Source organism: Thiothrix fructosivorans (genome assembly GCF_017349355.1).
Taxonomy (GTDB): domain Bacteria; phylum Pseudomonadota; class Gammaproteobacteria; order Thiotrichales; family Thiotrichaceae; genus Thiothrix; species Thiothrix fructosivorans.
The window spans coordinates 652,317-664,371 of sequence record NZ_JAFMPM010000006.1 but is presented as its reverse complement, the minus strand read 5'-3'; the positions used below and the strand labels follow the sequence as shown (position 1 = coordinate 664,371).

12 protein-coding genes are annotated in these 12,055 nt (G+C 51.4%); 6 read left to right on the top strand and 6 right to left on the bottom strand.

The window, feature by feature from the left end:
• The first annotated feature begins 311 nt into the window (after positions 1 to 311).
• From J1836_RS06475 to J1836_RS06465, 3 genes are all read left to right on the top strand, one after another.
• Positions 312 to 1,118, top strand: a complete 807-nt coding sequence (locus J1836_RS06475) for a hypothetical protein (protein WP_207250271.1) — start codon at positions 312 to 314, stop codon at positions 1,116 to 1,118.
• Between the two features lie 242 nt (positions 1,119 to 1,360).
• Complete coding sequence (gene tnpC, locus J1836_RS06470; protein ID WP_242632653.1) at positions 1,361 to 2,938, top strand: IS66 family transposase; 1,578 nt, start codon at positions 1,361 to 1,363, stop codon at positions 2,936 to 2,938.
• On the top strand, positions 2,874 to 3,368 hold the full coding sequence (locus J1836_RS06465; RefSeq protein ID WP_207250270.1) for a hypothetical protein: 495 nt from the start codon (positions 2,874 to 2,876) through the stop codon (positions 3,366 to 3,368). Before tnpC ends, J1836_RS06465 begins: the two co-directional genes overlap by 65 nt.
• 47 nt (positions 3,369 to 3,415) lie before the next feature.
• Here the strand turns inward: J1836_RS06465 and J1836_RS06460 are convergent, their stop codons facing one another.
• The 5 genes from J1836_RS06460 to lldP are packed head-to-tail and all read right to left on the bottom strand — an operon-like array spanning position 3,416 to position 8,686.
• Positions 3,416 to 4,066 (bottom strand): LutC/YkgG family protein, encoded by a 651-nt coding sequence (locus tag J1836_RS06460; RefSeq protein ID WP_207250269.1) that lies wholly within the window; start codon positions 4,064 to 4,066, stop codon positions 3,416 to 3,418.
• A complete protein-coding gene (locus J1836_RS06455; protein ID WP_207250268.1) occupies positions 4,059 to 5,474 on the bottom strand; it encodes a LutB/LldF family L-lactate oxidation iron-sulfur protein in 1,416 nt (471 codons plus the stop codon). Before J1836_RS06455 ends, J1836_RS06460 begins: the two co-directional genes overlap by 8 nt.
• On the bottom strand, positions 5,471 to 6,220 hold the full coding sequence (locus J1836_RS06450; protein WP_207250267.1) for a (Fe-S)-binding protein: 750 nt from the start codon (positions 6,218 to 6,220) through the stop codon (positions 5,471 to 5,473). Before J1836_RS06450 ends, J1836_RS06455 begins: the two co-directional genes overlap by 4 nt.
• A gap of 6 nt (positions 6,221 to 6,226) precedes the next feature.
• Positions 6,227 to 6,976, bottom strand: coding sequence for a transcriptional regulator LldR (lldR, locus tag J1836_RS06445; protein ID WP_207250266.1), 750 nt, complete (start codon positions 6,974 to 6,976; stop codon positions 6,227 to 6,229).
• A 57-nt stretch (positions 6,977 to 7,033) separates the two neighbouring features.
• Entirely contained in the window at positions 7,034 to 8,686 is a 1,653-nt protein-coding gene (gene lldP, locus J1836_RS06440; RefSeq protein ID WP_207250265.1) for an L-lactate permease, read from the bottom strand.
• 195 nt (positions 8,687 to 8,881) lie between these two features.
• On the opposite strand from lldP, the gene dld reads away from it, so the two are divergent.
• Positions 8,882 to 10,588: a D-lactate dehydrogenase gene (dld, locus tag J1836_RS06435; RefSeq protein WP_207250264.1), complete on the top strand. Its 1,707-nt coding sequence runs from the start codon at positions 8,882 to 8,884 to the stop codon at positions 10,586 to 10,588.
• Between the two features lie 22 nt (positions 10,589 to 10,610).
• On the opposite strand, the gene J1836_RS06430 is transcribed toward dld, so the two are convergent.
• A complete protein-coding gene (locus J1836_RS06430; protein ID WP_207250263.1) occupies positions 10,611 to 11,360 on the bottom strand; it encodes an HNH endonuclease in 750 nt (249 codons plus the stop codon).
• A gap of 101 nt (positions 11,361 to 11,461) precedes the next feature.
• Between J1836_RS06430 and J1836_RS06425 the strand changes: the two genes are divergently transcribed.
• Positions 11,462 to 11,695: a DUF433 domain-containing protein gene (locus tag J1836_RS06425; protein WP_207250262.1), complete on the top strand. Its 234-nt coding sequence runs from the start codon at positions 11,462 to 11,464 to the stop codon at positions 11,693 to 11,695.
• A complete protein-coding gene (locus J1836_RS06420; protein WP_207250261.1) occupies positions 11,692 to 12,045 on the top strand; it encodes a DUF5615 family PIN-like protein in 354 nt (117 codons plus the stop codon). The genes J1836_RS06425 and J1836_RS06420 overlap by 4 nt, the downstream gene beginning before the upstream one ends.
• Positions 12,046 to 12,055 lie beyond the last annotated feature (10 nt).

The window sequence follows — 12,055 nt, the reverse complement described above, 5'->3', positions numbered from 1 at the left end:
GCCCAAGGTACTGTGTAAGCGGTTACGGTTGTAAGTTGACGGGCTGCTTCCGCGTAACCGATTCGATCCGCCAATTTCAGAGCTTCATCTTTGTAGCTTGCGGAACGCCGTGTGTAAGGCTTGGTTGTTGGTTTGCTTGGTTTCATCTTTTACCTCAAGTGTCGAGTATAGTGTACTCACTTCTTGGGGTGTCCGGGTTTGCTGGGCTAGATCAAACCTCTGATTAGGCATTTCACTACCAGCTTCGTTTAAGATTGATTTTTGTCCACAAATCAATCAATATACCTCATGGCAAATCATAAGGAATTATTATGTTAGCCGCCGTTCTACATGGTAAAGCAGGGCGAATTTCAATTGATGGTGAAGATCAAAGTTGGCGTGAAGTTTTTCGTCAACGTGAAGACTTGTTAACGGCCACTATTTTTGGGCGTTTTCCCTATTTATCAGAACAAGGGGAACGAGACTTTCTCAATATATTTTTACCCAAAGAACATGTGGATGAATTAGGGGATTACCAAGAAACCATATTTTGGTCAAAGTTAAAAGGAATTAAAGAACGTAGACATGTTGAACCTGATGTAATCATCAGTTATGAAAATGCATTAATATTGATTGAAGTAAAGCCGCCTTTCGCTGGACAGCAAAATCCTGACCAATGGCGTAATGAAATTACCGCTCTACTTAAGGATGACGAGTGGGATAAGCCTGAAAAGATATACTTTATTTCTTTAGGTGGTAACTCGAAAATAAACCAATCCATATTGCAAGAAGTAGAGCAAGAATATGCAGACGAAGAGATTTTAATTTCACTTAAGAGTTTGAGTTGGGAGACATTGCAACATGGAATTGCAATTTTGCACGACAATACAACAAGTCGGGATAGTCGAGTTTATATAGACTGGTTAAGCTCACTTGCATTATTCGGACTAACAGAAAGACCAAGGCCGTTCTCCGATATGTTGAAGATGGCAAAACAAGCCAAACTAAATATATCAAAAATGCAGTCAACTTCACTCAGCATAAAAAAAGCTGAAGATAAACAAGTTGACAATTGTTTTTACCCTTTATTTAAAGCTGCGATACAAAGCAAGCTAAGGATTGATTTATGGCGGAAATAACCCAAGAAGATGCTGAACTACTCGTTAATCAGATACAAAATGCCCATCGCATTTCGGTAGCTTTTTACCAAAGAATCTTGCCAATATTTGATTCTGTAGCCAATAATTTTGGCTGTAGTAATTTTATTCATTGGGGGCCATTGAATACAGATAGGGTATGTACAAAGAAAACTCGACCTAGTAGTAAGGTAACTGAACAGTCCCCCCTTACCCAAACGCACTAAATTTGCGACACTCCCCCGATGACCCAACAACTGAAAGACCACAGCCTCAAACAGCTTAACAGCCAGTACCTTGCCAAGCTCACGCCGGAGGAACTGCTGCACCTGTCGACCAAGTTGTTGCATGACCTGAAAGAAGCGCGGGAACAGATCAACCAAAACTCCAACAACTCCTCCAAACCACCCAGCAGCGGTTTCCCGTGGGAAACGTCACCCAAAACGGTGGCTTTGCCCGAAACAGAAGGGGTGGGTGCAGCCAGAGGAAAGCCAACCCCGGAACCAGAAGCTGTGGCGGGCACAAAGCCAGCCCAACCAGCCAAACGCAAAGCGGGTAAACAACCCGGCGCACCGGGTTATGGTCGGGTATGGCATCCGCCCATCAATGCAGACGAACACCATTACCCCAGCCGATGTGAAGCCTGTGGCAGGTCCCTGGATGCGGCTGTCTCCCGTATTTATACCGCCTATGACAGTGTGGACATCCAGTTTGGCACGGATGGGAACCCCGGACTGACCGTCATCACCACCCGCCACCACCTTCACGATAGCGTATGCACCTGCGGTCATGTGAGCCGCCATATCCCGCATCGCCAAGCTCCCGACCCGTTATACCCGGAGGTTGATGTGGGCGAGTGGCGGCTGATTGGGGGCAATCTGGCGGCACTTATTGTCCACCTACGGCTGCGCTCACGCTTGTCACTGCGTGGCACACAAGAACTGTTGCGGGAGGTGTTGGGCATTCCCCTAAGTGTCGGGGTGTTGCAGCAATGTTTTGAGGAAGCAGCCGCGAGTGCTTCTCCATTGGAAGATGCCTTGGTGGAAGGGCTGTTGGCAGAAGCCACCGCTGACGGCGGGGTGCTGTATATTGATGAAACCTCTTGGAAAGAGCGTGGCGAAGCCCTGTGGCTATGGACATTCGTCACCACCCTCAGCGTTTGTTTCTACGTAGGGCAGCGCACCATTGAAATGCTCGACAACGTGATTAGCCCCCACTTTGGGGGCTGGCTGATGAGTGATGGCTATGCCGCTTACCGCCACCACCCCAAACGCTTGCGTTGCTGGGCGCACCTGATCCGCAAAGCCCGTGGGCTGGCAGAATCACTGGACAAAGACGGGCGGACGTTTGGCAACTTCACCCTCGCTTGGCTGAGGGTATTACAGGACGACATTTACGCTTGGCGGGCAGCAGGCGGCACGGTGGGGACGCAAACCGACGTGATCCGTCAACGCCATCAGGCAAAACTCCTGGAATTCAGGGCATTATGCTTGATCCATGCCGTATCTGCCCATGACAAGACGGCGGCACTGGCGAAAGAGTTCATCAATGATTGGGATGCCATTTTCCGAATCCTTGACCACCCGTGGCTTCCCTTGACCAATAATGAGGCTGAGCGGGCGTTGCGCCATTGGGTGATCCTGCGCAAAACCAACCATGGCACAAAGAGTGCTACGGGGAGCCGTGCGTTTGCCATGCTGGCCAGCATCATCGGTACTTGCCGCAAACGTGGACAGTCTGCCTTGGCTTATCTTGCCAGTGTTATTACCGCTGCCCGCGCTGGCTTTGCCCTGCCCGCTTTACCGCAAGGGGTGGGGATGTGATCAATTACGTAGTAAGTGGGCCTGGGATTTTGTTCCACTATTTACATCGTCACACATTTATTGGAAAACCTCTGGAGATAAATCATCCATTCATGACTTAGGTTTATCTTTTGCATTAATTACAGATGATAATTTTTCGAAAGATAATTTAAAAGCATTAAATGTAAAAGGAGTTCCTGATCCAGTTTCTCTGCCGTTTGGTGATGCTTATGTAGGTGTTTATGCCTTCAAACCTATCAAATCTTCGAAAGAGTCATTTGAAACATTATGGGATGCATCTGGAGAGATAGATGATGAAAATATTAATACTGGCGAATGGGAAGATGTAGGAGGAGGACTGAAAGGGATGGGATTTACTTTTCCCTTAGCTGATATTTTCATGGACGCCAACACTGTAACAAAGAAACTTGAACAATATATTGAAAAATAAAAAATGATTCCCCCTTTAATCTTTTAGGATAAAGGGGGAATCAGGATTCACACCAAGATCACCACCAGCTCCTTCGGCCCATGCACACCATACGCCAACGTCTGCTCAATATCCGCCGACTTCGACGGCCCCGAAATCAGCAACGCATTGGTTGGCATTCCCGCTTGCACCCAGCCTTGCGCCTGCACAGCCTCCGCAAACGTGGTGTAGAGCTTCGCCACTTCCAGAACCGCAATATGCACGGGAGGAACCAGCGACATCAAACGCGGCTCATCCGCACTCGGCATCACGATCAGCGTTCCCGTTTCCGCAATCCCGCCATACGTGCCCGTAAACGCCGCATCTATCCCGTAAAACAGCTCCTGTTTCCAGCTTTCAATTGGATGGTCGTAGGTTTTGAGGGTGGGAAAGCGTTCGGCTTGTGCGTGAAGCTGTTTACCCAGCACGGTTTCCGGCGAAACCAACAGGTTATTCAAACCCTTGGCTGCACACACCTGACTGACCACATCCAGCCACGTTTCGGGTGTGGTGTGATGCACTTCGGCGCGTACTGCGACCATGCGTTCGGTAAAGCGGCGTACCCGTTCCGCCGTATCCCAATCGTAACGGCTCAGGTAATCGCGTTCGCTAAAGCCGCACTCCGGGCGTTGCGGTTCGCGCAAACGAGCGAGAATATTGGCGCGTGCAGTATTACTCATGGTCGACTCCCAGATTTTTTGCCTGTTGGTGCAAGGTGGATTCTGCCAATTTTGGCGCACTACGTACCGTCGTCCACGCGCCCAAATTGGTCGGTAACATGCCTTTGAAGCGCGTCGCCAGCGTCGAACCGGCGTGGTAAATCGTCGGATGCGTTGCTGCCCACGCCCAGGTTTTCCATGTCGCTGCTTCACTCAAAGTACGGCGTTTACCCGAACCCACGGTGTTGGTATTGGCGGTATCCCTGCGCACCCCGTCATAACGCAAGCGGTTGAGAATACTCGGAATCGGAATGCGTACCGGGCAAACTTCGCTACACGCGCCGCACAAGGTTGAGGCTTGCGCCAATTCGCCATGCACATCCAACCCGGCTTTTTGCGGTTCTAAAATCGAACCAATCGGCCCCGGATACACCGTGCCATAACTATGCCCACCAATGCGCACATACACTGGGCAATGGTTAATACACGCCCCGCACCGAATGCAACGCAGCGTCGCCAGCAATTCTGGGTCACTGTAAATATTGGAACGCCCATTATCCAGCAACACCAGATGCACCTCTTCGGGACCATCCTTTTCCCCCGGCTTACGCGGGCCGGAAATCATATTGAAGTAAGTGGTAATCGGTTGCCCCGTCGCCGAGCGCGTCAAAATGCTCAACAGTGGCGGCACATCGCTCAGGCTTTCCACGACTTTTTCAATGCCCGTGACCGCGATATGCACCGACGGCGCGGTGGTCGACATCCGCCCATTGCCTTCGTTTTCCACCAAACATAACGTGCCGGTTTCCGCCACCATGAAGTTCACGCCGGAAAGCCCCACGGGTGCGGCATAAAACTTGTCGCGCAAAATACGTCGAGCGGTTTGCGTCAGCTCATCCACGTCTTCGGTGTAGGGAATGTCGGGGAATTTTTCGTGGAACAGCTTGGCAATCTGTATGCGGTTTTTGTGAATCGCGGGCATGATAATGTGCGATGGCGCTTCGTGATCGAGCTGGATAATGAATTCACCCAAATCCGATTCCAAGGCTTCAATGCCCAAGGCTTCGAGGAAATGGTTTAAGCCCATTTCTTCCGACACCATCGACTTGCCTTTGATAATCGACTTGGCGTTATGCTTTTGCAAAATCGACAGCACGATTTGGTTAGCTTGGTCAGTGGTTTCAGCCCAATGCACCTGAATGCCATTGCGGGTCAGGTTGGCTTCGAGGGTTTCCAGCAATTCCGGCAATTTGCTCAAGGCATTGGCGCGGATTGCCATGCTTTGGGTGCGCAAGCGTTCCAGTTCGGCTTTGTCGGGGAATTGGTCGAGGCGACGCGTCATCAATCCATCCATCGCGCGGTAGAAATTGGCGCGGACTTCGGGCTTGGCGAGGTTAGCGCGGACAGTATTGCGGAATTCGCTGCTCATGCTGCGTTCCCTCCGGTTCTTTCCCACAAAAATTCGGCAATGTGCTGGTGTGGAATCGCATCCCCCTGCTTTGCCATTGCCCCGCCAATATTCATCAAGCAACCGCATTCCTGACTGATCAAACGATCCACGCCGGTATTGCGGATGTGGGTCACTTTATCCAGCACCATCGCGGCGGAAATTTCCGGTTCTTTCACTGCAAACGTGCCACCGAAACCGCAGCATTCCAGCTTGCGGGCATGTTCTACCCGTTGCACATTGCTGAGTTGCCCCAGCAAGGATTCGATTTTGTCGGCAACGCCCATTTCACGGCGGGCAGAACAGGAGGTGTGTACCGCCACTGTCACAGGTTCGCCCAAATCGTGCAGTTCAATGTGCAACACATCGACGAGGAATTCGGTGAGTTCGTACACGCGACTGGCGACATCCGCCGCTTGCGCTTCGTCAGGCTGCCCTGCGAACAATTCGGGGTAATGCACTTTCATCATGCCCGCACACGAGCCTGACGGAATCACGATGGGAATGGGTTTGGGGAATAGCGCGAGTTGCGCCCGTGCCACGCTACGCGCTTCGTCGCGGTAGCCGGAGTTCCAGGCGGGTTGTCCGCAACAGGTTTGTGCGGGTGGGAAAATGACTTTCACCCCCGCACGTTGGATCAATTGCATCGCCGACACACCCGCTTGCGGGTACATCAGGTCGACGAGGCAAGTGCCAAAGAAGTAGATGGTATCGGGTTTTGTTGCCATTAGAGCCTACCTTCCAACGAGTGTTAGGTGACGCAGCGAACGCACCTTGCGGGCTTCGTCAGCGTCGATGTCTTTGAGGGAATCTTCCACAAAAGCCAGATGTTCTTGCGCAGCTTTACGGGCGCGTTCGGGGTCACTGGCAACCACGGCTTCCATCAGTTCACGGTGCTGGTCTTTGAGCGGCTCAAACACCCGTGGAATGGTGTAGAGCTTATCCAGATTGTGCGAAATGCTGTTTTGCAGCAGTTCAAACAAGCCACGCATGACGTGCAGCAGTACCAGATTGTGCGAGGCTTCGACGATGGATAAGTGAAACGCCGCATCGGCACGCGCTTCGTCCATCGGGTCATCACTGCCATGCAGCGCAATCATCTGCTCGAAATGGGCGCGGATATTGGCTTTATCCTCATCCGTCGCCCGCAACGCGGCATACCACGCGGCATTGCCTTCCAGCGCGTGGCGGATTTCCAGCACGTCGAAACGGTATTCGGGGTTATCACGAAACAGTGCCACCAACGGATCGGCGCAATGATTTTGGGTAGCTTGTTGCACAAACGTCCCACCACCAGCACGACTGACCAGCAAGCCCTTGCTGATCAATTTCTGGATGGCTTCACGCAACGACGGGCGTGATACCTCCAATTGTTCAGCCAATTGGCGTTCGGCGGGTAAACGATCCCCGTGTTTGAGTCCCTGCGTAGCAATCATGGTTTCGAGTTGCTCGGCAATCTGGTCGGAAAGTCTGGTCTTCTTCATGCACTCTGGTCTTACCAATTTTGATAAGACCGAGTGTAGGGGGTTTTAATCACCCAATCAAGGGATCATCCACGGGAACACATACGCTTGCAGCGTAGTGATAATACCCACGATGGTTGCAAACATCAGACTGTGTTTGAGCGTAAAGCGGAACAGATCCGACTCTCTGCCCACCAACCCGGTTGCTGCGCACGCGACCGCGATGGATTGCGGTGAAATCATCTTGCCGGTTACGCCACCCGTGGTATTCGCTGCTACCAGCAAGGTGTCTTGCACGCCGATTTGATGCGCGGTATTCGCCTGCAAACTACAGAATAGCGCGTTGGATGACGTATCTGAACCTGTCAGGAACACACCCAACCAGCCCAAGAACGGTGAGAAGAAGGTGAACATTGCGCCAGTACCCGCCAACAGCAACGCCAAGGTTGCAGACAAGCCGGAGTAGTTAGCAATGAACGCAAATGCCAATACCATGCCGATGGTGTAGATCGGGTGTTTCAATTCGCTGATGGTTTCGCCAAAAGTACGCAGCCCTTCCAGCGGTTTCATGCGCAAGACGAACAGGGTAATAATGGCAGCAATCAGGATGGCAGTACCCGTCGCGGAGAACCAGTCAAACTTGTACATCGCCTCATAGGGCTTGGCTTCGGCAACAATCGGCGGCATTTTGGTGACGAGTTTGTCGAGGTAAGGAATGGAGAATTTGAATACCCAGCTTTCCAACATGCCGTCTTTACCGAACATTGCTTTAAAGGGTTTCAAGCTCCAAATCGTCACCATCACGGTGAGGATAACGAACGGCGACCACGCTTTGATGATTGCGCCAGCGGAATGGATTGGTTCAGCTTTTTGTTGCGCTTTGGTGCGTTCTTGACCGGGGAAACGGAAGATGTTTTTCGGCTTCCACACTTTCAGGAACAGGGTCAAGCTGATCAAGCTCACGATCGCAGAGGTGATGTCCGGCAGTTCAGGCCCAATGTAATTAGCCGTCAGGAATTGGGTCACAGCGAAGGTAACGCCTGCCACCAAAATCGCCGGGTAGGTTTCTTTGATACCGCGCCAGCCATCCATAATCGCCACCAACCAGAACGGCACGATGACTGAGAGCAACGGCAATTGACGACCTGCCATTTGCCCAATGTGGAATGGATCAAGCCCAGTGACTTGCCCAGCCACGGTGATGGGAATACCCATTGCACCAAATGCTACCGGAGCGGTATTCGCAATCAAACACAAACCGGCGGCATACAGCGGGTTAAAGCCTAAACCAACCAGCAACGCGGCGGTAATCGCAACGGGTGCACCAAAGCCTGCCGCACCTTCCAAGAACGCGCCGAAAGCAAAGCCGACCAGCAACATTTGCAGACGTTGGTCTTCCGTTACCGATAGCACCGAGCTGCGGACAATATCAAACTGCCCCGTTTTTACGGTGATTTTGTAAAGGAAAACCGCAGTAATGATGATCCATGCAATCGGCCACAAGCCATACAGGAAGCCATATCCGGCAGATGCCAACGCCATCGGTACAGGCATTTGGTAGAACAGTATGGCAACTGCCAACGCCAGCACCACGGTAATCGTGCCAGCGATATGCCCTTTCATGCGCAATACAGTGAGTGCCATGAAGAAAAAAGCGATAGGAATCAAAGCAATCAGGCTGGACAGCCAGATATTGCCTAGCGGGTCATAGACTTGCGCCCAAGTTTGCATAGGGGGTCTCCTCCATAGAGAACGAGCTTAGCGGTAAAATCTCCTCCGAAACGGGTCATTTGGTATTACCAACTTACCAGTTTTGCGATACTATGGGCAGCACTGACGGATTGTCAATGATTTTATAGCGTTACCACCTAAATTCGTGATAATTTGGTAAGACCAGTAAGCAGGATTATCGAGAGGAGAAACTTAATGCCCAGCCATGCACTCGTGCAGCAATTAGCCGAAATTGTTGGTGAAGCCAACATTGCCACCAACCCACGTAAAACCGAGTACTACCGCAGCGGCTTCCGGTCGGGCTGTGGCACGGCCTTGGCGGTGGTGTTTCCGCAAACGCTGTTGCATTTGTGGCAAGTGTTACAAACCTGTGTCGAGGCAAATACCATCATCATTATGCAGGCGGCGAAGACTGGTCTGACCGAAGGCTCGACCCCCAGCGGGGACGATTACGACCGTGAGGTGGTGGTGATCAATACGCTGGCAATGGACGATCTGGTGCTGCTGAATGGCGGTGAACAGGTGTTGAGTTTCCCCGGTGCGACGTTGCACAAGCTGGAAAAGTTGCTCAAGCCGTTGAAGCGTGCGCCGCATTCGGTGATCGGCTCGTCGTGTCTGGGCGCGTCGATTGTTGGCGGGGTGGCGAATAATTCGGGTGGGGCGCTGGTCAAGCGTGGCCCTGCTTACACCGAAATGGCGTTGTTTGCGCGGGTGAATGAACAGGGCAAGCTGGAAATGGTTAACCATTTGGGGATTGCGTTGGGCGAGTCGCCGGAGGAGATGATTACGCGGCTGGAGTCTGGCGATTTTGCGAAAGACGGGGTGGATGACGGCGGTAAGCTGGCATCGGCTCGCGACTACGTGGCGCGGTTGCGCGATGTGGATGCGGCGACACCGGCGCGTTTCAATGCCGATGAAAGCCGTTTGTTTGAAGCCAGCGGGTGCGCGGGAAAATTGGCGGTGTTTGCGGTGCGGTTGGATACGTTTCCGATGGTGCAGCAGGAACAAGCGTTTTACATCGGCACGAATGACCCGCAGGTGTTGACGCGCTTGCGTCGGCACATCCTCAGCCAGTTTGCGAATGTGCCGGAAGTGGGCGAATACATGCACCGCGACATTTTCAATATTGCGGAAAAGTACGGCAAGGATACGTTTCTGACGATTGAGAAGTTGGGGACGGATGTGATGCCCAAACTGTTTGCGTACAAGGGGCGTACCGATGCGACCTTAAATAAGCTGCCATTGTTGCCGAAATATTTGAGTGATCGGGTGATGCAGGGGGCAAGCCGTTTGTTTCCGCAGCATTTACCGGATCGTTTGCTGGAGTTCCGTGACCGTTATGAGCATCACTTGATTCTGAAAATGAGTGAGGGCGGGATTGCCGAGGCGCAGGCGTTTTTGCCGGAATTCTTTGCGGATGCGGGCAATGCGGGCGCGTATTTTGAGTGTACGCCGCAGGAGGCGAGTAAGGCTTTCTTGCAGCGGTTTGCGGCGGCGGGTGCTGCGATCCGTTACCAGACTTTGTTCAGTGATCGGGTTGGCGAGATGTTGGCGTTGGATATTGCCTTGCGGCGCAATGATGCGGATTGGGTGGAACAGTTGCCGGAGCATGTTAGTAGCCAGATTGAACATACGTTGTATTACGGGCATTTCATGTGCCATGTTTTCCATCAGGATTACATTTTGAAAAAGGGTGCGGATGCCCATGCGGTGAAAAAGGCGATGTTGGCGTTGCTGGATGCGCGGGGGGCGAAGTATCCGGCGGAGCATAATGTCGGGCATTTGTATGAGGCGGAAAGTGGCTTGCGGGAGTTTTACAAAAAGCTCGATCCAACCAATACGTTTAATCCGGGGATTGGGAAGATGGAGAAGTATAAGAGGAATTGTAGTTGTTGTGGGTGAGAGGGATGAGCAGGGATTCCTGCTATCCTTTTGATTCTGAATGACTTAGCATCACTTTCACTTCATTGATGCTATATGCGGGGCTACGCATGTGCAAAACGGCATGGCAGTTGGGGCAGACAGGTCGTAAGTCTTTGACAGGATTGATGGTGTATTGAGCCTTGATTTCAGAGAGTGGGCGTACATGGTGAACATGAATGTAACCTTCAGCAGCTTTGCCGTAGATATTGCCAAAATTAAAGCCACAAAGACAGCAAGTTGTCCCATGTGCAGCAATGCACTGGCGACGCGCTTTTGGGTTGCGTTCATAGGCGTTTACTGCTATGCGGTATAAGCCACCTTCAAGCAAGATTTCATTGGAAATGACTTCATCCGTAGAAGCAAAGACTGCCGTTTCAACCCAGCCCAATTGTTCAAATGCTTCCGCTGCTGGTGGAAGAAGTTTCCAGATAAATCCCTTAGGTGTTTGCCATCCTGATGACCAGACTGACCACCAACGATGAGTGCTATCAGGGCGCAGATCAGGTTTGATACCCAATTCGTCGCAAAGCTTGTGTCCCAGTTTACCGTAAAGCAAATTGATTTGAGTGTGTCCACCAGAAATGCCAGCCCAAAACGCAATCTGTTTGGCTGTTGCTGAATAATTGGGTGCTTGGTAATGGGCTTGAAAGGCTTTGATGTGCAAGTCAGTTATTGATGACTGGATTTTTGTGAGTCCAACGACATACTGGTCGACAGAAGGTATATTTTGCATTTCATACAAATGAGCCATTCAACAATACTCGTTTGGATAGGATGGGTTAGTGTATTTTATATCCATCATGTTACACATCCAAGTGATATGCTTTTTGAAAAGCACCTGAGGGACAGCGAATGAATGCACACAACCGTATCACCATAGACCCCAGCATTTGCCACGGCAAACCAACCATCCGTGGGTTACGTTACCCTGTGGAAACCATGTTGGAGCTATTCAGCGCGGGCATGAGTCTCGATGAGATTCTGGATGACTACGAAGACTTGGAACGCGAGGATTTGCTGGCAGTGCTGGCGTATGCCGCCCGTCTTTCCCAAGTTAAGCGCATTGAAATGGCATTGGCAGCATGAAGTTTCTGGTCGATGCACATTTGCCACGCAAGTTGGCAATCCAGCTTAAGGACGCAGGTTACGATACGCGCCATACCTTGGGCTTACCGCAAGCAAATCGAACGACTGATCAGTTCATCAACGACCTTTCGCTTGCAGAAGAGCGAATTGTTGTCACCAAAGATGCTGATTTCGTGGATTCATTCTGGTTAAAAGATCAGCCGTGGAAGTTGCTGTTGGTATCAACAGGCAACATCCACAACGATGAGCTGAAAACCTTATTCCTGAACAACCTGGGGAAAATCGAGGCGGCTTTTGCGGACGCGCGTTTCATCGAACTGACGAGGGATAGCTTGATCGTTCATGCGTAGGGCGGGGTAA

Coding starts and splice junctions, on each gene's coding strand:
- J1836_RS06475 (WP_207250271.1), top strand. CDS start 312: ATGTTAGCCGCCGTTCTACATGGTAAAGCAGGGCGAATTTCAATTGAT.
- tnpC (WP_242632653.1), top strand. CDS start 1,361: ATGACCCAACAACTGAAAGACCACAGCCTCAAACAGCTTAACAGCCAG.
- J1836_RS06460 (WP_207250269.1), bottom strand. CDS start 4,066: ATGAGTAATACTGCACGCGCCAATATTCTCGCTCGTTTGCGCGAACCG.
- J1836_RS06455 (WP_207250268.1), bottom strand. CDS start 5,474: ATGAGCAGCGAATTCCGCAATACTGTCCGCGCTAACCTCGCCAAGCCC.
- J1836_RS06450 (WP_207250267.1), bottom strand. CDS start 6,220: ATGGCAACAAAACCCGATACCATCTACTTCTTTGGCACTTGCCTCGTC.
- lldR (WP_207250266.1), bottom strand. CDS start 6,976: ATGAAGAAGACCAGACTTTCCGACCAGATTGCCGAGCAACTCGAAACC.
- lldP (WP_207250265.1), bottom strand. CDS start 8,686: ATGCAAACTTGGGCGCAAGTCTATGACCCGCTAGGCAATATCTGGCTG.
- dld (WP_207250264.1), top strand. CDS start 8,882: ATGCCCAGCCATGCACTCGTGCAGCAATTAGCCGAAATTGTTGGTGAA.
- J1836_RS06430 (WP_207250263.1), bottom strand. CDS start 11,360: ATGGCTCATTTGTATGAAATGCAAAATATACCTTCTGTCGACCAGTAT.
- J1836_RS06425 (WP_207250262.1), top strand. CDS start 11,462: ATGAATGCACACAACCGTATCACCATAGACCCCAGCATTTGCCACGGC.
- J1836_RS06420 (WP_207250261.1), top strand. CDS start 11,692: ATGAAGTTTCTGGTCGATGCACATTTGCCACGCAAGTTGGCAATCCAG.